The 25,843-nt window shown below is 57.1% G+C and carries 21 protein-coding genes and 2 pseudogenes; 11 read left to right on the forward strand and 12 right to left on the reverse strand.

From position 1 onward, the window contains the following. Window positions 1-4: 4 nt before the first annotated feature. From rnc to CSQ86_RS08120, 5 genes are all read left to right on the forward strand, one after another. The gene (gene rnc, locus CSQ86_RS08100; protein ID WP_240542354.1) at window positions 5-775 is read left to right on the forward strand and encodes a ribonuclease III; all 771 of its coding nucleotides are present in this window, start codon (window positions 5-7) and stop codon (window positions 773-775) included. 181 nt (window positions 776-956) lie between these two features. Continuing rightward, complete coding sequence (locus CSQ86_RS08105) at window positions 957-2,903, forward strand: acetolactate synthase large subunit (RefSeq protein WP_100494608.1); 1,947 nt, start codon at window positions 957-959, stop codon at window positions 2,901-2,903. Window positions 2,904-2,919: 16 nt separating this feature from the next. Beyond that, window positions 2,920-3,474, forward strand: coding sequence for an acetolactate synthase small subunit (gene ilvN, locus CSQ86_RS08110; RefSeq protein WP_033891554.1), 555 nt, complete (start codon window positions 2,920-2,922; stop codon window positions 3,472-3,474). Between the two features lie 160 nt (window positions 3,475-3,634). Beyond that, window positions 3,635-3,919, forward strand: coding sequence for a FitA-like ribbon-helix-helix domain-containing protein (locus tag CSQ86_RS08115; protein WP_100494609.1), 285 nt, complete (start codon window positions 3,635-3,637; stop codon window positions 3,917-3,919). Between the two features lie 2 nt (window positions 3,920-3,921). Next, window positions 3,922-4,344, forward strand: coding sequence for a type II toxin-antitoxin system VapC family toxin (locus CSQ86_RS08120; protein WP_100494610.1), 423 nt, complete (start codon window positions 3,922-3,924; stop codon window positions 4,342-4,344). Window positions 4,345-4,598: 254 nt separating this feature from the next. On the opposite strand, the pseudogene CSQ86_RS10130 reads toward CSQ86_RS08120, so the two are convergent. From CSQ86_RS10130 to CSQ86_RS08130, 3 genes and pseudogenes are all read right to left on the reverse strand, one after another. Then, window positions 4,599-4,835: pseudogene (locus tag CSQ86_RS10130) on the reverse strand (ABC transporter C-terminal domain-containing protein); the annotation flags it as partial. Window positions 4,836-5,005: 170 nt separating this feature from the next. After that, window positions 5,006-6,863, reverse strand: a pseudogene (locus CSQ86_RS08125) (ABC-F family ATP-binding cassette domain-containing protein); the annotation flags it as partial. Window positions 6,864-6,918: 55 nt separating this feature from the next. Further along, a complete protein-coding gene (locus CSQ86_RS08130; RefSeq protein ID WP_100494612.1) occupies window positions 6,919-7,647 on the reverse strand; it encodes a type 1 glutamine amidotransferase in 729 nt (242 codons plus the stop codon). 148 nt (window positions 7,648-7,795) lie between these two features. On the opposite strand from CSQ86_RS08130, the gene cysS reads away from it, so the two are divergent. Continuing rightward, window positions 7,796-9,445: a cysteine--tRNA ligase gene (gene cysS, locus CSQ86_RS08135; protein ID WP_100494613.1), complete on the forward strand. Its 1,650-nt coding sequence runs from the start codon at window positions 7,796-7,798 to the stop codon at window positions 9,443-9,445. Window positions 9,446-9,687: 242 nt separating this feature from the next. Here the strand turns inward: cysS and CSQ86_RS08140 are convergent, their stop codons facing one another. After that, complete coding sequence (locus CSQ86_RS08140; RefSeq protein ID WP_100494614.1) at window positions 9,688-10,596, reverse strand: cation transporter; 909 nt, start codon at window positions 10,594-10,596, stop codon at window positions 9,688-9,690. Window positions 10,597-11,066: 470 nt separating this feature from the next. Between CSQ86_RS08140 and ffh the strand changes: the two genes are divergently transcribed. The 5 genes from ffh (at window position 11,067) to rimM (ending at window position 15,421) form a co-directional block, all read left to right on the forward strand. After that, window positions 11,067-12,734: a signal recognition particle protein gene (ffh, locus tag CSQ86_RS08145; protein ID WP_165773807.1), complete on the forward strand. Its 1,668-nt coding sequence runs from the start codon at window positions 11,067-11,069 to the stop codon at window positions 12,732-12,734. 95 nt (window positions 12,735-12,829) lie between these two features. After that, a complete protein-coding gene (locus CSQ86_RS08150) occupies window positions 12,830-13,894 on the forward strand; it encodes an endonuclease/exonuclease/phosphatase family protein (RefSeq protein WP_100494616.1) in 1,065 nt (354 codons plus the stop codon). Between the two features lie 181 nt (window positions 13,895-14,075). Continuing rightward, window positions 14,076-14,540 (forward strand): 30S ribosomal protein S16, encoded by a 465-nt coding sequence (gene rpsP, locus CSQ86_RS08155; protein ID WP_033891568.1) that lies wholly within the window; start codon window positions 14,076-14,078, stop codon window positions 14,538-14,540. A 17-nt stretch (window positions 14,541-14,557) separates the two neighbouring features. Then, complete coding sequence (locus CSQ86_RS08160) at window positions 14,558-14,791, forward strand: RNA-binding protein (protein ID WP_033891569.1); 234 nt, start codon at window positions 14,558-14,560, stop codon at window positions 14,789-14,791. A 15-nt stretch (window positions 14,792-14,806) separates the two neighbouring features. After that, the gene (gene rimM / locus CSQ86_RS08165; RefSeq protein ID WP_100494617.1) at window positions 14,807-15,421 is read left to right on the forward strand and encodes a ribosome maturation factor RimM; all 615 of its coding nucleotides are present in this window, start codon (window positions 14,807-14,809) and stop codon (window positions 15,419-15,421) included. Between the two features lie 98 nt (window positions 15,422-15,519). Here rimM and CSQ86_RS08170 read toward each other — a convergent pair whose 3' ends face one another. The 8 genes from CSQ86_RS08170 to CSQ86_RS08205 form a co-directional block, all read right to left on the reverse strand. After that, a complete protein-coding gene (locus tag CSQ86_RS08170) occupies window positions 15,520-17,646 on the reverse strand; it encodes a hypothetical protein (protein WP_100494618.1) in 2,127 nt (708 codons plus the stop codon). 15 nt (window positions 17,647-17,661) lie between these two features. Then, window positions 17,662-18,495 carry a carbohydrate ABC transporter permease gene (locus tag CSQ86_RS08175; RefSeq protein WP_100494619.1) on the reverse strand — a complete coding sequence of 278 codons (834 nt, stop codon included), beginning with the start codon at window positions 18,493-18,495 and terminating at the stop codon, window positions 17,662-17,664. After that, complete coding sequence (locus tag CSQ86_RS08180; RefSeq protein ID WP_100494620.1) at window positions 18,492-19,433, reverse strand: carbohydrate ABC transporter permease; 942 nt, start codon at window positions 19,431-19,433, stop codon at window positions 18,492-18,494. Before CSQ86_RS08180 ends, CSQ86_RS08175 begins: the two co-directional genes overlap by 4 nt. 129 nt (window positions 19,434-19,562) lie before the next feature. Continuing rightward, a complete protein-coding gene (locus CSQ86_RS08185; RefSeq protein WP_100494621.1) occupies window positions 19,563-20,831 on the reverse strand; it encodes an ABC transporter substrate-binding protein in 1,269 nt (422 codons plus the stop codon). A gap of 206 nt (window positions 20,832-21,037) precedes the next feature. Continuing rightward, entirely contained in the window at window positions 21,038-22,024 is a 987-nt protein-coding gene (locus tag CSQ86_RS08190; protein WP_100494622.1) for a LacI family DNA-binding transcriptional regulator, read from the reverse strand. 180 nt (window positions 22,025-22,204) lie between these two features. Further along, window positions 22,205-23,071, reverse strand: a complete 867-nt coding sequence (locus CSQ86_RS08195; protein ID WP_100494623.1) for an aldo/keto reductase — start codon at window positions 23,069-23,071, stop codon at window positions 22,205-22,207. A gap of 94 nt (window positions 23,072-23,165) precedes the next feature. After that, window positions 23,166-24,275 (reverse strand): glycosyltransferase family 2 protein, encoded by a 1,110-nt coding sequence (locus CSQ86_RS08200; protein WP_100494624.1) that lies wholly within the window; start codon window positions 24,273-24,275, stop codon window positions 23,166-23,168. Continuing rightward, on the reverse strand, window positions 24,272-25,834 hold the full coding sequence (locus CSQ86_RS08205) for a polysaccharide biosynthesis protein (RefSeq protein WP_100494625.1): 1,563 nt from the start codon (window positions 25,832-25,834) through the stop codon (window positions 24,272-24,274). Before CSQ86_RS08205 ends, CSQ86_RS08200 begins: the two co-directional genes overlap by 4 nt. Between the last annotated feature and the right edge of the window lie 9 nt (window positions 25,835-25,843).

A 25,843-nucleotide genomic window follows, 5' to 3' on the forward strand; every position in this document is an offset into this window, starting at 1 on the left:
CACTATGACTGGAACATCAACTGAAGCATCAGCCGAACATCATGTGCGAGTAAGCACTCAGGATGCCGACTACACGCCGGCCAGCGAATTGCTGGAGGCCCTAGGCACCACCATTAGCCCCGATCTGCTCGTGCAAGCTTTGACCCACCGCTCCTTCTCCCACGAAAACCCGGGCGCGCTCAACTACGAACGTCTCGAATTCCTAGGCGACGCCGTACTGGAGCTCGTCTCCACCGAAACATTGTTCAAAATCCACCCGGATATGACCGAAGGCCAGCTGGCCAAAATGCGCGCCAAGGCCGTTTCCGAGGACGCGCTGAGCGCCATCGCCAAAACCAAGCTCAAGGTCGGCCCCTACATTCTGCTGGGCCACGGCGAGGCCGAGCAGGGCGGCGCCGAGAAGAACTCCATTCTATGCGACATCGTCGAGTCGCTGATCGGCGCCACCTTCCTGGAGCACGGCATTGACGAGGCGCGCAAGGTGGTGCACCGACTGATCGACGATACGCTTGCCGAAGTGGCCACCGAAGGCCCGGCATTGGATTGGAAGACCTCCCTGACCGTCAAGGCGCATGAAATCGGCAAGCCAGAGCCGATTTACCACATGGAAGTCTCCGGCCCGGAATACGCCCAGGTGTTCACCGCCAAAGTCAGCCTTGGTGATAATGACCAGATCATCGGTATCGGCAAAGGCTCCAGCAAGCGCAAGGCGCAGCTGGCTGCCGCGGAAGCCGGCTGGAAGGCGCTTGACGCTCTCAAGAAGCGGACTAAGTAAGCCCGCTGTCAGCGATACGAATAGACTGATACCAACTAAATACCACAACATGAGCAGCGAGCCGCATGCTGAGCCACAAGCCCAGAAATCGGCCGGAATCAGATGAGCTCGACCCCGGCTCATTCCACTGCCGAGCGGTTCGACGCGGTTAATCGCGGTTAATTATGAGGTGAGAGGAATCATGGCTTTACCCACGCCTTTGCAGGCTTTCAGCGGTGTGCCCAAAACCACTGCGGCCACGGATAAGCAGACCATTGTCGACGGCGAAAAGATGACCGGTGCAGAGGCACTGGTTCGCTCGCTGGAGGACTTGGGCGTTGAAGATGTGTTCGGCATCCCCGGCGGCGCGATTCTGCCGGTCTACCATCAGATCAACGCCAACACGAAGTTCCGTTTCGTGCTGATGCGCCATGAGCAGGCCGCCGGCCATGCCGCCGAAGGCTATGCGATCGCCACTGGCAAGGTGGGCGTGTGCATTGTGACGTCCGGCCCGGGTGCCACCAACGTGGTCACCGCCATTGCGGACGCCAACATGGATTCCATACCGATGGTGGTCATCACCGGTCAGGTGGGCGTGAATGCCATCGGCACCGACGCCTTCCAGGAAGCCGATATCGTGGGTATCACCTACCCGGTGTCCAAGCATTCCTTCCTGGTGACCCGCGCTCAGGATATTCCGCGTGTGCTCTCCGAGGCCTACCACATCGCCAGCACCGGCCGCCCTGGCCCGGTTGTGGTCGATCTGACCAAGACCGCCCAGACCGGTGAGATGTATTATTCCTGGCCGCAGCGCATGATTCTGCCCGGCTACAATCCCACTACCAAGGCGCATGGCCGTGTGCTCTCGGATGCGGCGAAGCTGTTCTCCAAGTCCTATCGCCCGGTGCTGTATGTGGGCGGCGGCGCGGCCCGCTCCAACGCCGGCGCACAGGTCAAGGCTCTGGCCGATCTGACCGGCGCCCCTGTGGTCACCACCTTGCCTGCCCGCGGCATCATTCCGGACACTGATCCGAAGAACCTCGGCATGCTGGGTATGCACGGTACGATTGCAGCCACCGGCGCTGTGCAGCGCGCTGATCTTTTGGTGGCCATCGGTGCTCGCTTTGATGATCGCGTGACCGGTAAGCTTGATGCCTTCGCACCGACCGCGCGCGTGATTCACATTGATATCGATCCGGCTGAAATCGGCAAGAACCGTCAGCCTGACGTACCGATCGTGGGCGATGTTGCCACGGTACTCGATGATCTGATTCCGGAGATCGAACGTACGCAGGCCATTGTGGGCAAGCCGAACCTGAAGCCATGGTGGGATGCCATCGACGGCTGGCGTGAGAAGTACCCGATGACTTGGGATGAGCCTACCGATGGCTCCCTGGCTCCGCAGTGGGTGATCAAGCAACTGTCCGAGCTTGCGGATCCCTCCACCATCTGGGTCACCGGCGTGGGCCAGCACCAGATGTGGGCCTCCCAGTTCATCGATTTCGAGAACCAGCATTCCTGGATTTCCTCCGGCGGCCTCGGCACGATGGGATACGGCCTGCCGGCCGCCATCGGTGCTTCCGTGGGTTCCGCCCGCGAGTTCGACGGCAAGAAGCCGGTGTGGCTGATTGATGGCGATGGCTCATTCCAGATGACTTCCGAAGAGCTGGCCGCCGCATTCCTCGACCACGCTCCGGTGAAGATCGCAATCCTCAACAATTCCGTGTATGGCATGGTCCGCCAGTGGCAGACGCTGTTCTACAACCATCACTATTCACAGACCAACCTGAAGGATGGCGAGGCTCACGGCACCGAAGGCGAGGCACAGCTGACTGCCGGAGACGCTCCGCTCGAGGTTCCGGACTTCATCAAGCTGGCCGAGGCCTACGGCTGCGTTGGCATCCGCGCCTTTACCGAGGATGAGGCGATCGCCGCCATCAAGAAGGCCAACGAGATCAACGATCGCCCGGTGCTGATTGACTTCCGCGTGTGGAAGGACGCCATGGTCTGGCCGATGGTCGCCGCTGGCGCTTCTAACGACGAAGTGACCTATATGCCCGGTATCAAGCCGCTGATCGGCGGCACGCCGGCTCCGGGAACCGGTGCCGATGATGCCGATTCCGCTGACTCTGCTGTGAACGAGCACTGAGGGGAGAAGATTTACGATGGCCATTTATCCTGCATCCCAGCCGGGTTCTGAGCGTCATACCCTGTCCGTGCTGGTGGAGAACCGCCCGGGCGTGCTGGCTCGTATCGCCGGCCTGTTCGCCCGCCGTGCGTTCAACATCAATTCCCTATCCGTCTCCCCCACCGAGCGCCCGGATATCTCCCGCGTGACCGTGACTGCTGACGTGGAGGCTGTGCCACTGGAGCAGATCATCAAGCAGCTCAACAAGCTGCTGCATGTGCTGAAGATCGTGGAGCTGGATCCAAATTCCACCGTGGAGCGTGAACTGGTGCTCATCAAGGTGGCGGCGAACCAGTCCAACCGTTCCGACGTGCTCGAAATCGTGCGCCTGTTCCGCGTGCGCGTGGTGGATGTGAACCCTGAGTCGCTGACCATTGAGGCCACCGGCGCTGAGGGCAAGATCGACGCGTTGCTGGGTCTTTTGGAGCACTACGGCGTCATTGAGCTCGTGCGTTCCGGTGCCGTGGCCGTGACCCGCGGCCCGCGCGCCCTAAGCGAAAAGGTGATCGGCTCCGAAGTCACCGGTCGCTGATTCGGTCAGTCAGACACAGGCCAATACGAATCAATAACCTCACGAAACTTACGCCGACAAGGAATTAGCGTAAGTTTCGTGAGGTTTTTCTATTGTTTGATCTGCTTGCATTATGCATGCAGACTATGCTATCATAATGACAGCAACAAGGAGGTTCATCATGGCAACCCTGACCATTCGAAAGATTCCCGACGAACAAATTCACCAACTCAAAGAGGTGGCTGAAAAGAACAATCGCTCCATGGAATCTCAGGTTCGATCCATTCTCGAAGAATGGCTGGCCGGCACAGTCGCACACGAGATGACAAGAAAAACCAATTTCTATGATGAAATCCGCGAATTCATGGACCGTATAGATTTCGAAGGGCTCAAAGAAGGAGAGCTCTCATTGCCTGAGCGAAATCCCGATGATTCTCGGCCGCCAGTGTCTTTTAAAGAGTATTAGCCATGATTATCCTAGACACCAACGTCATCAGCGAAATCATCAAAAAGCAACCAGACGAACACGTTGCCGCTTGGCTAAAGAATCAGGATACAAGCAATTTGGCAACCACCGCCATTACCGTCGCCGAACTGTTAGCCGGGGTAAAACATATGACTGAAGGAAGAAGACGAAAGTACACAGACATAACCATCAAAATGGAGCTCATGACATTAGCGGATCGAACATTCGCGTTTGATACACAAGCAGCCACCAACTATGCTTCTGTTCTCATCAAACGCGAACATATGGGCAGGCCTACAAGCATTCAAGATGCCATGATTGCTGCGATTGCTCACTCCTGGGGAGCCGCTGTGGCCACTCGCAATACCAAGGATTTCGAAGGCACCGGCGTCGAACTCATCAATCCTTGGGAATACACCAAGTAATGCCTCGCTCAACGTACGCTAGCGAGCGCGTGTGGTCGCGCGCAGCCGCTCGCGACCACATCATTGCGTATTGAACCCTGCTCAGATGAGTCCCGGGCTGGCATTGTCGGCTTGGCTTATGCAGCCATCGACCAAAGGCTGATGCCGCTGGATATGCTGCAAGACTTCGCCAATCGGCAGAATCGATAGGCTATTCCCCGAAAAATGTACACTGAGTCGCTATCAGCGTACGTTTTTCAGGAAATAGCTGCGCGCTAGCCTAATTGTTCGGAGAGTTCCATCCACTCTGCAGTCAGGTCATCGGATTCAGTGTTGATGGCGTTGAGCTGCTCGTTGAGCTTGTTGAGGCCCTCGTAGTCGGACGGATCATGGGCGGCCATCTTCGCCTCGAGATCAGCCTTCTGCTCTTCAAGCTTGGCGAGCTTGCGCTCGATGGCATTCACGCGCTTGGATGCCTCATGGAAGGCCTTGCCGGTGAGCTTCGGCGTGGAATCCTCACCGTTATTGGCTCCCTCTGATGAGGGAGCTGTCTGCACAGCAGACTGAGGGAGAGAAGCAGAAGAATTGACGGCAGTCGCCTTGTTCTTTCCGGACTTCGCCGAACCGCTGCCCGTGCCCGCGAAACCGGGATTGTCAGCGGGCAATCCCTTGCCGTTCTTGATGTCCTCGACCATATCGAGGTAATCCTGCACGCCACCAGGCAGGTGACGCACTTTGCCGCCGAGCAGGGCGAACTGCTGGTCGGTGACGCGTTCGAGCAGATAGCGGTCATGGGAGACCACGATTAGCGTGCCCGGCCAGGTATCCAGCAGATCCTCCATCACGGCGAGCATATCGGTGTCCAGATCGTTGCCGGGCTCGTCCATGATGAGTACATTCGGTTCGTCAAGCAGAATCAGCAGCAGTTGCATGCGGCGCTTCTGGCCACCGGAGAGATCGCGGATCGGCGTCATGAGTTGGGCGGATTCGAAGCCGAGACGCTCCATCAGCTGGCCCGGCGTCACTTCCTTGCCGTCCACGATGTAGCTCGGCTTATAGCGGGAGAGCACTTCCTTGATCTTGTACTTGCCGAGCTTCTCCAGCTCATCGAGACGCTGCGAAAGCACCGCGAACTTCACCGTTTTGCCGATGTTCACATGGCCTGCGGTCGGAGTGAGCGTACCATCGATCAACTTGAGCAGCGTAGATTTGCCGGCACCATTCGCACCGACGATGCCGAAACGGTCGCCCGGGCCAATCAGCCACGTCACATCGTCCAAGATCTCACGGCCGGAAACCGTCACCTTGCGAGCTGCCGAGGTTGCGCTGTCTGCAGCAGTGTCATCATCCGCATCCGCTCCGCCGATGGTCTCGCCACCGGTGTTCATACGGCGAACCTCACGATCGTCAGTGAGCTGCGGATTAGTGCCCTCAGCCTCGGCCTTCTTGCGTGCTTCCTCCGCAGCCTCGACGGCTTCCGGCACGCCGGCATCCACCAGGCGCGGGTCGGTCATGTCGGTGACCGCCACCTCAACGGAACCGTGCAGCTGCGGCTCGGCGTACATGGCGTTGACCACGTCCACGCGGGAGGCGGATGCGGAAAGCGCCGCAACATCAGGGTCGATATCGGCCATGCCCTGCGGCTTTTCGAAGATCTGCGTTACATCGACCAGATCGACCACCTGCTTGCCAAGGCGGGAAGTGGCCATCTGCTTCAACTCAAGCGTGTTACGCATCGGCGGCACATCGGCGATCAACTCACGCGCGGCCTTCACATGGAATTTCTGTTTGGTGGAGCGGGCGCGAGCGCCGCGGGAGAGCCATGCGAGCTCCTTACGGGCCAGATTGCGACGCTTGGTTTCGCGCACGTCGGCCTGACGATCACGCTCCACACGCTGGAGCATGTATGCGGAATAGCCGCCCTCGAATGGTTCGATCACACCGTCGTGGACCTCCCACATCGATTCACAGACTTCGTCCAGGAACCAGCGATCGTGGGTGACGAGCAACAGCGCCCCCTGGCCTTTGGACCAACGGTTCTTCAGATGTTCGGCCAGCCAGTGGATGGTGACCACATCGAGATGGTTGGTGGGCTCGTCGAGCGCGAGGATGTCCCAATCCTTGAGCAGCAGGCGGGCCAAATCGGCGCGGCGGCGCTGACCACCGGACAGTGAGCCGACCTTGGCGTCAAGGCTCATGCCGCCGAGCAGCGCTTCGACGATTTCGCGAGAGGTATTATCGGATGCCCATTCGTAATCCGCGCGGCCTTCGAGAGCGGCTTCGCGAATGGTGGCGTTATCGTCAAGCGGATCGCGCTGGTCGAGCATACCGAACGTCAAACCGCCACGCTTGGTCACGCGGCCGGAATCCGGCTCTTGCGTACCGCGGAACAGGTGCAACAATGTGGACTTGCCGTCGCCATTTCGGCCGACGATGCCGATGCGGTCACCTTCGAAAACACCTTGTGTGACATCAGTAAAGATGGTTTTGGTGGCGAAAGCAAGCGAAACGTGTTCAAGTCCAATATCGTAAGTCGGCATGATTCACCAATGTAGCGTCATGCTTGCCCAGCGGCGGGCTTCTTACCGACGCAAACTACTTAGCCAGCGTTTGTGCGTACGAGTTGCAGCGGGCTGCGAAGCTGGAGAATACCTGCTCAGCGAGCGGCTGCAGCAGCGGATCATATTGGGCGAACTGCTCGCGCAGCTCGGATTTCGAGCCGCCGGCGGCCTTCAAATCCTTGACCATACTGGGCTCTTCCAGCCATTCATCCAGCAGAGAGCCGCACACTTCGAGATGGAATTGCAATCCCAACGCCGAGCCGAGGCGGAATGCCTGCACCTTAGTACCGGCCGAACGGGCGAGTAACTCGCCGCCTTCCGGCAATCCCACCACATCGTTATGCCAGTGCAGCACGTTCAGCTGCTTATCCCACATGGAGAAGTAATCATGCTTTTCCACGCGCTTGATTGGCGCGAAACCGATTTCAGGCGCATCGCCTTTGCGCAGCTGCGCGCCCAGCGCCGTCGCGATGATCTGATGGCCAAGGCACACGCCGAGCAGCGGTTTGCCGGAGGCCACGGCGGCTTTGGCGAGTTTGGCCTCGGTTTTGAGCCCTGGATACTTGTCGTAGTCGAGCGCGCCCATCGGCCCACCCATAATCACCACGCCTGCAAGTTCGCCGAAATCAGGGAGGTCGGGCTTCTTCTTTTTGGTGATGTTCATCGTCACCGTTTGGATGCCGAGATCCTCGAGGTTCGACAGGATACGCCCGGGGCGTTCCCACGGAACATGTTGCAAAATGAGCACTTGTGGTGTGACCATGACTCCCATTGTGGCACGAGCGTTTCCCGTTTACGTTAATTCGGTGGTGTCGGCTACGTATTATCGCGCGTGTATCCGCTTAGCATTCAGTCCATTTTTGTAGCTGATGCAGCCGCCATGTCTGGCTTGTTCCCTACGCTTGGAGGCTATGGGAAACAGCCAAGAACCGCATGATTTCAACATTTCCGTTATGCCTTCGAGCCTTACGCCCGTACACGTGGCCAAGGCCGCCGAGGGCTTGAACCTGTACGACACCGCTTCGCATCAGGTCAGCCACTTCGTGCCGCTCAAGCCCGGCCGCGTGGGCATCTACGTGTGTGGCGCCACCGTGCAGTCTTCCCCGCACATTGGTCATATTCGTGCTGCGGTGGCATTCGATGTGATTCGCCGCTGGTTCCTGAAGCTCGGCTATCAGGTGACGTTTGTGCGCAACGTGACCGATATCGACGACAAGATTCTTGACAAGGCCGCTGCGGCGGGCCAGCGCTGGTGGGCCCGCGCCTACTACTACGAGCGCGAATTCACTGAGGCGTACAACACGCTGGGCGTGCTGCCACCTACTGTTGAGCCGCGCGCGACCGGCCACATGTCGGACATGATCGATCTGATTCAGCGCATCATCGACAATGGCCACGGCTATGTTGTGCTGGATGATGAAGGCAAGCCCACCGGCAACGTGTACTTCGATGTGGCTTCCTGGCCGCATTACGGCGAGCTGACCCACCAGAAGCAGACCGCCGAGGTGGATGAGGCTGCAGCCGTGGCCGATCGCATGGGCCCGTCCGTGGATGCCACCGGTGCCGACAAGTACAACCCGGTCGATCCGGCCGACGCCTCGCCTGACAAGCATGATCCGCGCGACTTCGCCCTGTGGAAGGCCCCGAAGGACACCGATCCCGAGGACGCCCGCTGGTCCACGCCGTTCGGCGTTGGCCGCCCGGGCTGGCATATCGAATGCTCTGCCATGTCTCACCGTTATTTGGGCGATGGCTTCGATATTCACGGCGGCGGCTTGGATTTGCGCTTCCCGCATCACGAGAATGAGATGGCGCAGACCCGCGCTGCCGGCTACCCGTCCGCGGCTCGTTGGATGCATTCCGCTTGGGTGACCGCCAAGGGCGAGAAGATGTCGAAGTCGCTGGGCACCGGCCTGTCCGTGCCTTCCGTACTGGCTGAGCATTCCGCTTGGGTGGTTCGTTATGCCCTTGGTTCCATGCAGTACCGTTCAATGCTGGAATGGTCCGACCAGGCGCTGGTCGAAGCCCAAGCCGCATATGACCGTGTTTCGAACTTCATCGAGCGCGCAGGCGTGGTACTCGGCGAGCAGCCGACCCGCAACGAGGTCGTGGCCGTGTCCGCCGACGAACTGCCGGCTGATTTTGTGGCTGCGCTGAATGACGATATCAACGTTTCCGGCGCCACTGCCGCGATCTTCACCGCCATTCGCTCCGGCAATACGCTGCTTTCCAAGCTGGCCGACCGTGTGGATTCCGAGGCCGCCAAGGCCGAAGTGCGTGAAACTCTGGTTTCCGTGCGTGCCATGCTCGATACTTTGGGTTTGGATCCGCTGGCCGAGCCGTGGCTGTCCGATGGCGCTGCGGGCGGCGCTGGGGCCGGGGCCGGTGAATCTCCTGAGCACACGGCGCTTGAGGCGTTGATCTCCGAGCAGCTTGAGGCACGTCAGGCAGCACGCAAGGCGCGCGACTTCGCCAAGGCTGATGCGATTCGCGACGCACTGAGCGCCGCCGGCATCGCCATCGAGGACGGCCCACAGGGTTCTACGTGGAGCCTGAAGTAGTTTCCGGCGCTATCTTGTGGATGTCCTATGGCGGGACGTGGTACGTTGTCGCAAAATAAACGATTCTGCGACAACGTACCACCAGATTTTGCCACAACAGTGCGGCACCTCTCGTTTTTATGATGACGTACCACACTTTTTGGCTCAAGATGGAAAGCCACCAAAAAAACGAAGTGGTACGTCATCACACAATAAGCAATATTGCGATGACGTACCACAATAATCAATAAATCAACCAGCAATCAGTCGAATACGAAGTCCACATCGACGATATGCAGACGCTTGGTGAGTGCTTTCTCCAGCGAGCGCTTGCATCCCACGAGATTCGCCACGTCAATGGTCTCTCCAGTGCCGGCCAAGTACACATCGACCGTGTAGTTCATGCCGGTTTTGAAAATCAGCGTCTGCTCATATTCGGTATTGGCCGGCAAATGCTGCTGCGCGGTCGCTTCCACGAACGCATTGGTCTCGTCGTCATCATGGATGCCGCCGATTAGCTCGATGAATGCATCCTTCAGCACACTGAACGGCTCTTTGATGGTAAGCGCCACCAAGACCACGGTGATGAAGAAATCACCGGTGTAGTGCAGGAAGTCCAGCGGACCGCCAGCAGGCAGCACCATCAGGAATACCGCCACCGCACCGATGCCGAATGACATCGCGCCATCAACCAGCGTGCTTTTGCATTCCGCGGTGAGCATGGTGCTGGCGTTGCGAATCGCCCGGTTCTCCCGGCGGTAGTACATAAACAGGCCGAAGCAGATCAGCACGGTCACGACTTCATAAATCACTACCGGTCCGGTGACGATGCGTTCGCCGTCGCCAAGCACGAAGTAGTCGTAGGCCACTTGGCAGACGTCAATCAGCGAATACACCAGCAAGGACATGGTAAAGATGGCTTTGCAAATCGCGTAGATCGGCTCCAACGCGAACATGCCATTGGGGAACCGTTCAGTGGTGCGCACGGTTCGAGTGGAAAGATAGACCGCCACAAGACCCGAAAGCACGGATATGGCGGTGAAGGAGAAATCGAGAAACATGGCCTTCAGGCCGGTCATGAAGAACACGGCCATACCGGCGGCGACCTGAATGATGTTGACGACAATGCCAACAATCAGGGCTTTGCGTTCGATGGTTTTCGTTTGGGGCATCGGTGGTCCTTCCGTATTGCACGGCATGTCTGCGTTGGCCCGCTACTTCACTGGCCGATCTGAGAGCTTGAGCTCGCTCATGTCAGTCGGCTCGATTCGCGAGGGCGCACGGCAGTCTGCGTATAGGGCGGTGTCCAAGGATTTTCAAAACTGCATAAGCATTCCAAAAAACACTGGATTTTTGCCATTCCATAGTACCGGACACCCCTCGATCGGCATGGGACCAGTTGTGCCGTGAGCGGACGGATCTCCCGCCCTGTTTCCCGGCGCCTCCCCGAGCGTACTTTTGCACGAAAAGAACGTATACAAGCAATAAAAGGGCCTTTTAGCACCCGTTTCGCGCGAAAAGAACGTATGAGCGTCTCAAACAAGCCTATCTGCGTACTTTTCGCACGAAAAGTGTGTATGTATGCGCGGCAGGATTGCGGCACGGCGCAATTTCCCGCGTGACGGCTAGACTGTTGCCCATTATGGCAGCTTTTTCTTCTTTAACTGACAGGCTCTCGAATGCGTTCAAGCATTTGAAGAGCAAGGGCAAACTTTCCGAAGCGGACATCGACGGCACCATCCGCGAAATCCGCCGCGCACTGCTCGACGCCGATGTGGCGCTCGAAGTGGTCCGTTCGTTTACTGGCAAGGTGCGTGAGCGTGCGCTCGGCACCGAGGTTTCCGAGGCGCTGAATCCTGCACAGCAGGTGGTGAAGATCGTCAACGAAGAGCTCACCGATGTGCTCGGCCAGGGCGTGGATCGCCCGTTGAACTTCGCCAAGAACCCGCCGACGATTATCATGCTCGCTGGTCTTCAGGGCGCTGGTAAGACCACGCTGGCCGGCAAGCTCGGCTATTGGCTGAAGGATTCCGGCCATACGCCGCTGCTGGTGGCCGCCGATTTGCAGCGTCCGAATGCCGTGACCCAGCTGCAGGTGGTTGGCGAGCGCGCCGGTGTGCCGGTGTATGCGCCTGAGAAGGGCGTGCAGTCCGATGGCGGCGAGGCTGTCGCCGCTCCGGGCCAGGTGTCCGGCGACCCGGTGAAGGTGGCACGCGACTCCATCGCCTTCGCCAAGCAGAAGCTGTATGACACGGTGATCATCGATACCGCAGGTCGTTTGGGCGTTGACGAAGAGCTGATGAAGCAGGCCCGCGATATTCGCGACGCCGTGCAGCCGAACGAGATCTTGTTCGTCATCGACGCGATGATTGGCCAGGACGCCGTCAAGACCGCCAAGGCCTTCGATGAAGGCGTGGACTTCACCGGCGTGGTGCTCTCCAAGCTCGATGGCGACGCCCGCGGTGGTGCAGCCTTGTCCGTGGCGTCCGTGATCGGCAAGCCGATCCTGTTCGCCTCCACCGGCGAAGGCCTGAAGGACTTTGAGGTCTTCCACCCGGATCGTATGGCTTCCCGCATCCTCGACATGGGTGACATCATGACCCTGATCGAGCAGGCGCAGAAGCAGTTCGACGAGGAGGAGGCCCGCAAGGCCGCCGAGAAGATCTCCGAAGGCTCCTTCGGTCTCGATGACTTCCTCGCTCAGCTGCAGCAGGTGCGCAAGCTCGGTTCGATGAAGTCGCTGCTCGGCATGATTCCGGGCATGGCTCAGCATCGCAAGGAGCTGGAGCAGTTCGATGAGAAAGAAATCGACCGCACCGAGGCCATCATCCGCTCGATGACCCCGGCCGAGCGCCGCGATCCGTCGATCATCAACGGTTCTCGCCGCGCCCGCATCGCCTACGGTTCCGGCGTTACGGTTTCCCAGGTCAATGCTTTGCTGCAGCGCTTCGAGCAGGCCGCGAAAATGATGAAGCGCATGGCCAACCGCTCCGGCATGGGCGGCGGCATCCCAGGCTTCGGCGGCCCGGCCATGGGCGGCAACAAGAAGAAGGGCAAGGGCAAGAACAAGAAGAAGGGCGGCAGGTCCGGCAACCCGATGAAGCGCGAGGCCGAGGAGAAGGCATTGCGCGATAAGCTGGCCGGCAAGTCCTCCGGCTCCGGTTCCACCGGCGGCTCGGCGTTCGCCAAGAAGCCGCAGAATCCGGCCCTGCCCGCAGGCCTTGAGCAGATGATGAACAATGCCGAGGGCGACGGCATGGAACTGCCGCCGAATCTTGGTGGCGGCCTCAGCGGTCTGTTCGGTCGCTGATTCTCAGCTGATTCCCGGCTCCCTTCCACGGAGGGGAGCCTATTTTTGTACTTCAGTAATTCGGTACGTCAGTTCAGTACTTAAGGAGTTGATCCATGACTACATGGTTCGCGGTGGTAGTCATCCTCGCATGGCTATGGCTGGGATTGTCCGCGCTGCCGGCAGGGCTTGAAGCGCACATGCCAATGCCGTATATGATTGCGCTCACGCCATTCCTGTGGATTCCGCTGGTGGCTTTGGCTGGTGTGGCGGCATGGCAGCACCATTGGGGAGCTGTTTGCCTGTTGCTGGTCACTGCTCTGATGACCAGTTCCCAGCGCATCAGCTATTGGGGTACCGGGCTCAAGGCCACCGACTCAAAGCGTGAAACATCACGTGAAACAGACTGGGCTAACCATGAAACCTCCCGTGAAACATTGCCGAACCAGTTCACAGTGATGACATTGAACTGCCGATACGGGCGTGCGGACGCCAAGAGCATCGTGGCTGCAGTGCGCGAAAGCCGTATCGCTGTGTTGGCGCTGCAGGAAGTTTCCGACGATCTCATCTCCCGTTTGGATGCCGCGGGCATCGCTGATCTGCTCCCCTACCGTCAATCCGGCGAACCTCAGGACACGGATAATGGCGGCTACAATGTGCTGTTTTCCCGTTACGAACCGGCTGCGGCAGTACCGAATGTGGTGTCGATTCCTGCTGCCGACGTGCCGGCGATGACGCTGAAACTCGCCGATGATTCCGAGGCGGCTGCCAAGACCGACGATTCGCAAGCGCGACATTCCAACCGCACGGTCACATTCTGCTCGGCACATCCGAAGTCCCCGATGCGCGGCTGCGCTGATTGGTCCGCCGGAATCCTGGGACTCGGCGCACTGGCTCAGGCCTCATCCATCGGCGACCGCAATATCGCCGTGGTGCTGGGTGACTTGAACTCCAGCACCGATCATCCAAGCTTCCGCGCACTGCTCAAGGCCGGTTTCAAAGATGCGAGCCTGACCCAGGCAGCAGGCCCGACCCTGACTTTCCCCCGCTGGATCAAATGGCCGCGCATCGAACTGGATCATGTACTGTTCACCGCTGGACTGAAACCCTCCAACGTGAAGGCGTTCGAAATCAAAGACACCGACCATCTCGCCCTCACCGCCACGCTCACTGTGCGCTGATGCGACGCGACAAATTCAGGCGTGTTTCCCGTCCGGGGCTTGGCGCTATAATGGGCCAGTTATTCACGCGCGCGTGGCGCCCTCTACACCCCGCACCGTGAGGACACGTGGGTTCCGGCGAGCCGTGCCCCACACAGCACACCGAGAAACCACAAACCTAGCATTTACAAGGAGAGCCATTTTGGCAACCAAGATTCGTCTGAAGCGAATGGGCAAGAAGTTCTACGCCTTCTACCGCGTGGTGGTCGTTGATTCCCGCAAGAAGCGCGACGGCAAGGTCATCGAGGAGATCGGTACCTACAACCCGAACACCCAGCCCTCCACCATCGAGATCAAGTCTGAGCGTGCTCAGTACTGGCTCGGCGTCGGCGCTCAGCCGTCTGAGCCGGTCTTCAAGCTGCTGAACATCACTGGCGACTGGCAGAAGTTCAAGGGCCTCGAAGGTGCTGAAGGCACCCTGAAGACCGTTGAGGCTGGCCCGGACGCCGCTGCTCGCGTTGAGGCTGTGGAGAACGAAGCTCAGAAGCTGAAGGCTGCAAAGTCTGAAGCTGAAGCCAAGGCTAAGGCCGAGGCTGAAGCCGCTGCCGCCGCTGAGGAGGCCCCGGCCGAGGACGCCGCTGCTGAAGAAGCTCCGGCTGAAGCCTGATTCGAGAAAGGCTCGCAATGCTTGCACAGGCTGTGGAACACCTCATCAAGAACATCGTTGATTTTCCGGACGATGTTTCCGTCAAGTCCCATGAGAATGCGCGCGGCGAACTGCTTCGCGTGCGCGTGAATCCGGAGGACATTGGCCGTGTGATTGGCCGTTCCGGCCGCACCGCCAATGCGATTCGCACGGTGATTCAGGCACTGTCTGACCACAAGGTGCGCGTCGATATCATGGACGTCCGTCGATAAGGAATAGTTCACAGCATGGCACAGCAAGACATGCACGACGACCCTCAGCAGCTCGAGTTGCTGAGGGTCGCTCGTATTGGTAAGGCACAAGGCTTGAAGGGCGAGGTCACCGTTCGCCTGTACACCGACGATCCGGAATGGCGGTTTGAGCCGGGTTCCGTGCTCTACGATCAGAGCGGCGAAACCGAGTACGTCGTCGAGAACTCCCGCACGTTCAAGGACCGTTGGATCATCAAGTTCGAAGGTGCCGACGATCGTACCGCCGCCGAAGCGTTGAACGGCATCGAACTCTATGGCGAGGCCGATGACCCGGATGAGATGCTGGAGGCCGACGAATGGTATCCGAAGGACCTCATCGGTCTTGAGGCCCGTCTGGCTGAAGACAATGGCTTGGGGCTCCCGGCCGGCCAGGTGGTCGGCAAGGTGGTCGACGTGGTCGACTCCCCCGCCCAGTCATTGTTGAAGATTCGTTTGACTGAGCCGGTGGTGACCGGGCAGAACTCAAAGGGCGAGGATGTGGTCGAGAAGACCGCACTGGTCCCCTTCGTGGAGCAGCTGGTTCCTGACATCGACCTGGATGAGCAGTACCTCACGCTCGATCCGCCTGGCGGTCTGATTCCTGGACTATGAAAAGTAAGGCTGGAAGGAAGTGTTTTGATCACTTCCTTCCAGCCTTATTTTTCGGCGAAAAGGGCACGCCACCGCTGCAATGGTGTGCCCCGAATTATTTAGGCCGCAGGAAAATCTTCCTCGGCAATCATGCGCATCCAGATATTCAGATGCCAGTCCTGATCATTGGCCAGTGGATCGGCCTGATGCATGGCCCTCCCGTCCACATTGGAGGGGAACACGTACGCGCAGGTGGCAGAACCATCCTCTCCATAGTTCGCCATATTCGCTTCGAAAATGGCTTTGGCCAGCGCATCGGTTTCCTTGCTGCGATGCGATTGCGGCAGTCGCGCCAGTACCTCCGCAGTCAACGTGGACCAGTAATGCGGGAATACATCGCCAAATTGACGATTGATTCCGAACCAGTAACCATCCCAATGACGGATAGACACACCATAGAGACGCGAATCCGGTTGGGGGCCGCTGAACGAGAGCAGCCACTGCAAACGCTCCAATGCTCCATCCAGATATTCCACACGGCCGGTGATGCGGTGAGCCTCCAACAGCAGGCTCACCAACGGAGCGGTGATGGATTGCTCATAGGAGACCTCATGGTAAGGCAGATTGCTACCAAGCTTGAGGAAGTAATCGGCACTGGCCACCACACGGGAACGCAACCGTCCGGCATCCTCGCTTCGGCCCATGCCATCCAACACACGAGCCAGCGCGGCACTACTCTCGGCAAATTCAATGCTGAGGAAGTGCTCACCCCCGATTTCGGCCGCACGGTCGAGAATCTTCAGCGCCATGTCGATATCATGCTCATCGTGGGTCGCGTGGTAATGCTCAGTGTAGAAGCTCACCATCCACGGGCAGTCATAGAGACGGCCACCGAACTCGGATTTCGGCAATCCCGATCCGCGGCGAATTGCACCGGTTCCATCGATAAGCTCCGCTTCGGCGAAATCCCGCCAATGATCCGCTGCCTGCTGGGCCAGTTCACGCAAAGACTCATCCAAGAGCCCAAGGTTCAGCGAGCGCTGCAGCAGCACCGGCATCGCGATACGTTCGGAGCCGTCCGACCAGTCGTTCCAGCTGGCATCGATGAAATGCAGACCGTTGCGCACATCGGTGGCCACGATAGCTCCAGCAAGCGCACCTTCACGCTCACTGGCCACTTGATGCTTCAGAATGTAACGTGCACGGTCATTGACTGTGTCTCTGAGCGACTTGTGGAACAACACTTCCGTATGAGCGCGGGCGTCACCATCCACAAGCGCCAACTGATAGGTTCCTGCATGGTCTGCGGTAAGCGTGGCACCGGTTGGCGTTTTCTGCACGATAAGCCCGGCACTGATGGCCTCGACCGTACGATCAGTGGTCACGGTGACAGGTTGGCCGATGGTGGCGCTCATCGACGAGAATGCAGCCGGAGCGTCAGTATCATTCAGGAACGACTGCTCGTCCGCATACCATCCCAGTTCCCAAGACAGCACATAGGATTCGCCAGGTTCAAGAACAATGCTGGGCTGCCCGCCAAAAGAATCCGGATTGATGGCTCGGTCGGTGACTTGCAACACAATATGCCCACGAATATCCGAATAGGTGACTTGGTTACGCGATTGAATGGAGTAGGCATTAATCGCACCTTCGCGCACCACCAATCCAAGGCAATTGCCCTGCCCGTTCATCGGCTTGGCCAGCACCCAGCTCCAGTCGCCTCCTGCGAATATATGCGTATTCACGCATTCATGCAGAGATTTTGAGGCCCCCGGATACCGGTCGTTGAACGGTGTCTGAATGCCAAGACCAGTGATCACTACCGTCTGGTTGGTCACATTTCGCCATTCATAGCGCTCAACCAGTCGTTCGCCGCCAATGCGAGTCACGTCCAGAGCCAGACCGGTGCCGATAATGGCGAAAATCTGATGCTCTTCACCACCGGAGACCTCATACTGGTGCGGTTTGTTCCATTGTGCGCCACCTAATGAAGTGATGGCGTAGCCACTGCCCCAATACTGGTCTGAGGTATGCCATGAGACGCTGTCATCCAAAAGGTAATGGCGTTGAGGGTTATCGTCGTTGACGAAAGCCACTGGAGCTCCTGTTGCCTGATCGAGCAACACACGTCCGTTGCCCAATTTCAACGCGGTTCCAGCGTATCCAGTCACCAAGGAGGCAGCTTGGGCCTCCATCTTCGAACGTTCTATCGCAGCTTGCTGCGCTACGGTCAATGTTGCAGACATAACGAGCTATTCCTTTCAGCCCTTGACGGAGCCTGCGACAAGTCCGGATACGATCCACTTCTGGCAGAAGCAGAAGAAGATGAATACCGGGACCAACGCAATCACCGTAATGGTCATAAACAGCGGCCAATTGGTGGAGAATTGCTGTACGGCGTTGTATACCTGCAACACCACAGTCTGGTTTTCCGTGGAGCTCAGGAACACGCTCGGCAGAAGGAAGTCATTCCACGTACCCATCACCTGGAACACGACCACCGTGGTCAGAATCGGGGTTATGAGCGGCAGCACAATCCGGTAATAGATGCGCCAGGGGCCGGCACCATCGATTTTCGCGGCTTCAAACAGCTCCTGCGGCAGCGACTTCATGTATCCGACGATGAGGAAGTAGCAGAACACGCTGGAGCCCATGTACAGCACAATCAAGCCGAGCAGTGAATCCACAAGGCCGAAATCGGATTCCATGCGGTACAAGGGCAGCATGGTGGCCTGTGCTGGGATGGCGAAAGTGACCATCAGCACACCGCCGACGATGGCAGTGAATTTCGACTTCTTATAAATCACACCGAAGGCGGCCATGGAGCCGATAAGCACCTGCAGTGCCACAGCGACCACAGTGACGATCAACGTATTGATGAATGCACGGACGATGGTGCCGTCCGCAAAAGCTTCTTTATAGTTGTCGAATGTCCATTGTGCAGGGAATCCAAGCGGATTCTTAATCATATCGATTGAGGTTTTGAACGAGCTGATCAGCACGTAGTACAGCGGCACTGCGCAAATCAAGGCCAGCGCAAGAACCACGATGGTACGAACGATTTTCTTGGCGAGTTCACGCTGAGACGGTGTCATTGGAACCTCTTTTCCACGGCGTTAGCGATGCCGGTCTGCGCGGCGATGACAAGAATGCAGGCAAGAGTGAAGAGCACGGAGAGTGCGGAGCCTAGACCATATTGGCTTTGGCCGATACCCTTGAGAATGATGGCCTGAGACAGGGTGTTCGTGGAGTATCCGGGGCCGCCGCCGGTCAATGTGTACGGCAGATCGTAAATCTTCAGGCCACCGGTCATCAGCAGGAACATGGAGACCACGATGCCGGGGATAAGCTGCGGCAGCGTGATGTGGAAGAACTGCTGACGGCTGTTGGCTCCATCCACACGAGCCTGCTCGTACAGGTCAGCGGGAATGGTTTGCAGGTAGGCGAGATACAGGGTGGCATGCCAGCCGACTTGCATCCATACAGCTACGAAAATCACACAGAATCGAGCCCAATTATCGTCAGCCAGCCATGGCACATTCGGAATACCGAATACGGCGAGCACCTTGTTCATCACGCCGGAGCCGAGCGGAGAGAAAATGTACTGCCAGATCAGACCGATGATGGCCTGAGCCGGAACACCGAGGAAGAAGAACAGGGAGCGGGCGAAGCTGCGACCCCACATGGCTTTGTTCAGCGTTACCGCCAGCGGAATGGCAAAGCATGTGACCAGAAGTGTGGTGGCGAAGGCATACAGCAAGGTGAATCCAAGAGCGGAGAGCAGGGATGGATCCTTAAAGATCGCCACATAATTGCTTGCGCCGACAAAGTTGAATGTTGTGGAGTAGCCGTCGTAATCGGTGAGCGAATAGAAGAACGACTGTACCAGCGGAATAAGTGTCAGAATCGCGAAAACGATGATGATTGGCAGAAGGAACCAGAATGAGGATAGGTTTTCTGCCCAAAGGGATGACGATGCATGCTTGTGTTTCGTGGTTGCGGTGGAAGCATGCCCTATGGTTGCAGCGGTCATGGGAATCCTTTGGAAGCAAGACAAATGAATCGAAGAGGCCGTGCCTACCGCCGAATCGGCAATCGGCACGGCCTTACTGAAGGAGAGAGGAGATGAAGAAGAGAAATCGATACGATCAGTGGCTGGGATTTACTTCAACGTCGCCCACTTTGCGTCCAGAGCCTTGGCGGCGTCCTTGGCGGAAATCTGCCCCTGAACCAGCTTCTGCTGCTGAGCGATATCCTCAGTGGACATCACAGTCGGGGACTTCGGCCAGTTGACCCAGTAGAACTTGTTCTTCTTGAAGTAGTTATCGACAACATCCTTCAGGGCGTCTGGAGTCTCCGCAGTGTACTTGCTGGAGAGGGAGAGCGTGCCTGCGGCGGTGGTGAATGCCTTCAGGCCTTCTTCGCTGTTCAGGTAGGCGAGGAACTTCTTGGCTGCGGCCTTCTCCTGATCAGAAGCCTTGGCGGAGATGGCGAAGCCCTGATCAGGGCCACCATTGATCCACTGGCCATCTTCCTTGCTGTAAGCCGGGAACGGGGCAACACCGAAGTTGATGCCGGACTTCTCAAGATCAGGCAGATCCCATGGGCCTGAACGCATCACACCAAGGTTGCCGCTGACGAACTCCTGCTTGACTTGATCGGCAGACAAGCCAACGGACTTCTGCGGAATCACGCCAGCTTTGGCGGCATCTTCCCACTTCTTGAAGACCGGGGTCCAATCCTTGGCAAAGGTGGACTTGCCGTTCCAGATGTCTTCGTCCAGATCGCCGGTCTTGCCCTGTTCACCGTAGTAGCTGGCCAGCAGACCGGTGAAGGAGCCGGCAATCTGGGTATTGAAGTCTTCCAGGAATGCGGTGCTGCCGGAATCGTTAATCTTCTTGCCCATTTCGATGAATTCGTCCCATGTCTTCGGGAATTCATCGTATCCGGCCTTCTTCAGAATGTCCTTGTTGTAGAAGAATGCGCCCACCCATGCGGAGACGGGCATGCCGTAGGTCTTGCCATCCTGCTGGAACAGCGCGAAGTTGGTCTCATCAATGCCATCCAGGAAGTCCTCGCCGGTAAGGTCCATCGCAGCACCGGACTTCATGACATCGGTACGATTATCCATCGTCAGATTGAAGATGGTCGGCGGCTTGCCACCGGCAAGACGGGTTTGCAACGTGGAAATGTACTGGGCTGGATCCTGACCGTACTGAATATCGAGCTTGATATCCGGGTTCTTCTTCTCGAAGCCCTTGACGACTTCGCCGATCTGAGAATCTTTAAAGTATGAGTAGAACGTGATCTTGGTTTTGCCGGAGCCACCCGCGGTACCGGAACCACATGCCGCCATCGGCACCACCATAGCTGCCGCAGCCGTCAGCGCCACTGCCGTTTTCAGGGCAACCTTCTTTGTGAAACCCTTCATAACCTTTTCCTTTCAATCGGTTATACGCTTCAACATTGATGCGTATAAATAAAGATATCACCGATATCCGCAGTGGCAACTTCGGCGTGTTGAAGCGCATAAACTATAGTTCGGCACAATAAAAGGCGGCACATGACATGCCGCCTTGAGTATTACGACCCCAGCCGTCGGTCATGCCGCCGGCACAGGCCTTACGCCTTGCGTCTCTACGAGCGAACGGTGATCCTCGGAGCAACAAATCGCGAACCGGTCACCACTTGGCCATCGATCTGATCGAACAACATGGCCACCGCCTGACGAGACACCAAGTCAGGCACCGGATCGATGTTATCCACCGGAATGCGCAGCGTATCTTCAAAACCATCCACATACACTGCGACCAAATAGAAATCCTTGCCGGGGCGAATGCCCAATTCAACGCACAGCTCCAGCAGCGACTGCAACGCATGAGGGGTACGCACCGCCACACCACCGTGGCATTTCGCGATATCAAGCAGTATGTCTTTCACCGCCCATATGCCACGCCATCCCCGCTCGGGAGGTATGAATAGCTCAAACCCCACTCCGAGAACCTGAGCGACCACACGCGCTTCGCTGCCAAACAGCTTCGAGAAGGCGAAACGATCGGAACTCCTGCCCCAATCGCCGATCACCGCGATTTTATGCGCACCTTCCTCCACCAAACGATTGACCGCCAGCTGGGCTACGCGACGATAATCCACGTCAATACATGGCAGACCATAGGAATTTTCCGTGGTGCCAATCAGCACCACCGGTATCTTCAAATCAGCGATACCTTCCAGACGGTCGTCATGCCATTCGATATCGAACACCAGCACGCCATCCACCAAACCCTGACGAGCCATGCGCCGAAGGCCCTCGATACCTTCATCAGCCGGTACCAACATCACGCTGGATCCACGTTTGCGCGCCTCCTCCATAATCACCACAAGGAACGGCCGGAGCTCGGCGAGATCAGTGTTCTCGTCCATGCGCACCAGCACGCCGATAACCCCAACCTTGCCACCCGCAAGAGAACGAGCGTTGATATTGGGCACATAACCAAGCTCATCCATCGCCTCGCGAACGCGTTTTTTAGTGGCTTCGGAAATAGGACGGCTACCGCTCATCACATATGAGACCGTGGCTTGGGAGACCCCAGCTCGCTTGGCCACATCTTTCGCGGTAACCATACACACCCCACTGTTCACATCGATGGTTATTGAATAATTCAATAACCAGTTTATTGAAGCGCATAAACAAATATTGCAGGCAACACGCTTCATATAGATATTTCAAAGCCACTAATAGAGCAAAAGGGCGTGCTGAACCACTGTCAGCATACCCTTTTGCAGAAAAATAAACTATCCGAATCAGCCGAGCTTGGCGAGCTCTTCGGGGCTGAGCTCCAATTGGTCGGCCTTCAGGGAATCAAGGATGGTTTCGGGGCGGTGGGCGCCCGGAATCACGAACATGTGGTTGCCCTTGGCAAGTTCCCAAGCCAATACCACCTGCTGATAGCTCACGCCGTGGGCGGCGGCCACTTCGCGGAATGGGTCGAACTTGGACTCATCGTAAGGGTGGCGGTATCCGCCGAGCGGGCTCCAGCACACGAAGGCGAGACCGAGCTTGGCGCAGTAGTCGAGCGTGTCCTGAGTCTCCAGGTGAATCGGCGAGTACTGGTTCTGCACGGCCACCAACTTGTCACCCAAAATCGAACGTGCGATATCAATCTGCTCAATCGAGGCGTTGGATACGCCGGCCACTCGGGCCACACCCTCATCCACCAGCTGCTTCAGGGCTTCAATGGACTCGTTGTACGGCACTTCCGGATCATGGCGGTGCAGGTACAGCAGATCGATGGTATCCACGCCGAGCGCCATGGCGGACTGCTTGCCGTATTCGATTAGATGCTCGGGCTTACCGTCACGCGGCCACAACGGCTCGCCATTCTCACCCCACACGCGGCGCAGGCCGATCTTGGTGGCCACGGTGACTTCATTGCGAGGCCCCTTCCACGTGGCCAAAGCCTCGCGCACCAACTTCTCACCGGTCTGCTCCTCCTCGCCCGGCGTGTAGTAGGCCCAGGCGGTGTCGATGTGGCGGCAACCGGCATCCAATGAAGCATGCAGGGTTTCGAGGCCCACTTCATGACCACGATTGTTTTCGATGGTCAGCGGCATTTCACCGTGCCCAATGGCGGTGGTGGAGAACGGACCAAGATTACGGAACAATGCCATGATGACTCCTTCAATCTATGCGACGGATAATGCAGGTTCTACTGGTAACTATAAGCCGTAAGCTTCTTCTCACAAGCATTCCAATGTGAATATGTCAATGCGACATATTCCGTAACGGCCGCACAATATGCTTCACCACCCACGCTTTGGCCCGATGCAGCAGTCTGAACAACGGATCCATATGGCCACGCCACCGATAGCGCAACCCGGCGAATGCCATATAAACCTTTACATGGCGGCACAGCAATGCACAGTATGCCGCTATACATGACGAGATATAGGGTCGAATACGCGGCAGCAAATCATCCAACTCGGCCAATAGCCAGTTCACGCGTTGCGGGTACGCCTCTCTGCTTTCCTCTTTCCGCTGCCGATACACCGTTCCTATCAGTTTCAGGAACAGTTCCGTTAGAGTATTGGCATATCCCCGTAATATCGAGTCATATCCATGATCCAGATAAAAACGAATCTCCGTGAGATATACCTGCGCAAGGTCTAATTTGCGGACATCATTAATGGCGTGGGTTATGCCATCGGGATTATTGTCATAGCAATACAGCGATTTTCCCAATCCAACGACGATATTCGCTTCATGGAAGAAACGGAAAAACGTATACCGATCTTCATATAAAAGATTGTCGGGGAAACGCACTGTTCTGCATAAATCGATGCGATACAGACGATTCCAGGCGACTGTATATACGCTGTTGATAATGTCCGCATGATTAAGATATTCACGGCCATTGCACACGCCACCATACGGTAATGATTGCGATGTATTACCGCTCATTGAGACATTGGAATATCCGCAAATCACCATATCGGCTTGATACCGCACAGCGGCATCAACCATGCTGCCCACATATTCCGGCATAAGCCAATCATCGCTATCGACAAAACAAACAAACACCCCATGCGCGTGATCGACGCCGACATTCCGCGCGGCGGATAGCCCCTGATTACGCTGATGAATCACCTTGATGCGTGGATCACGAGCATCCAATGCATCGCACAGCCGCGATGAACCATCAGTTGATCCATCATCGATAAGAATGATTTCCAAGTGCTGATATGTCTGATGCAGAATACTGTTCACGCAACGGTCAAGCGTGCGCGCCACGTTGTAGACCGGCACAATGACACTGACCACCGGCGCGGCCGCGTCAGCATTGCAATACGTTCCTCCGTCAGCACCGTTACTCATGATCGCCCTTTCGCCATGCACAAACGCTGCTGAAGCATCGCAATCACACGACGGCGCTCATCAGAGCGAAGCAGAACAAGCCAATCGGCAACGGCAACAAGCGCCATGCACACCATGCTCATTACCGCAAACGTCACCCATCCGCGTACCGAAAACCATTGCCCCACAATCAACCGGAATAAGGCGGCCACCACCAAAGCCAACGCCGTGGCCCCGAATTGGCGAATATACAACGGAATAAAATATCCGCGTTGAAGCTCAAGACATCGAGCCGCATAGCCTGCCACGAATATCACATTCGTACCGATATCGAATACCGGTTGCATAACGGCAATCGCGATAATCGCCCATCGAGGAAGCAGCAGCGCAAAGCCACACATCGACATCAGGCAGAGCACCCCGGAGGCAAGCCATACCAACGAATAGGTACGTAGCTTATTGAGCATGAGCGGCAGATTCTGCAAGGTCATGGAGATGCCGGACGTAAGGAATCCGGCGGATGAACACACCATCAGCACATAGAGCAGCGAGTCATCCTGCCCCGGCTGCCAAAGCCGGAGAAAATCCCATCCCATAACCACCGTGGTCACAAAAGCGAGGTCGGCGAAAAATCCGCAGATATGCATGCAATACACTAATTCGCGAATCAGCAGATCGATGCGACGCTGCGCATAATATTGCATCTGCGGTGCCGAAAAAATATAAGAGATACGGCCTATAAGCCCATTCAGCACTGATGGAATTGTTTGCGCGACAGACAGCATGCCCATCAAATACGGGCCGGTGATGAGATTCGCAATGAGCAGTCGTACGCCGCTGCTCATGATCTGCTGCATTTTGATCACAACATTCCATATGCCGGCGGCAATCATTTCCGTTAACGGTTTCCAGGAAACGAAACGTATATTGAATTTCAGATCAGGCAGAATGCGGCGCTTACCGTACCAGGAGAGCACTGCAACCGTAAGGCTCATAACGCATCCGGCCACTCCAACATACACGATATTCGCCGGGAATAATCCAAACAATGCGAGCAGCATTGCCAGACGGGCAAGCGTGCCTATGAGATTAATCAGGCTGGTGATATACAACCTGTTGCCGATGAACATGGCCACGCCATACACGGAACTTACCGCGGAAACGACGAATACGAGAAGCGAGCAGGCAAACAATGCCTTGACATCACCAAGAAGAGCGGAGGGAATGCGGATGAACAGCTCCAACATGGTCAGCGGCGGAATCGTCACAGCGATTACCACTAAGGACATGGCTATATTTGCGATAATCGTCGATGAATAATAGCGCAACGCCTGCTTGGCATCGCCTCGATGGTAGGCGACGGTGATGAATCGCGAAGCGACTGAATTCAGGGCTATGGTCAGCAGAGACGCGTAATCCATAAGGCTATTGACCAGGCCCGTGAACCCGTAGGCCTCCACTCCCACTTTGGCGACCACATATGGAGGCAGCACCATTCCGATGGCGATACTCACGGCAAATGTGGCAATGGTAGCCGACATGTTCAGCATGGTCTGCCAATGAGTATTCTGGCCCGTCATGATTGCGCC

This window comes from Bifidobacterium felsineum (assembly GCF_002802915.1).
Lineage (GTDB): Bacteria > Actinomycetota > Actinomycetes > Actinomycetales > Bifidobacteriaceae > Bifidobacterium > Bifidobacterium felsineum.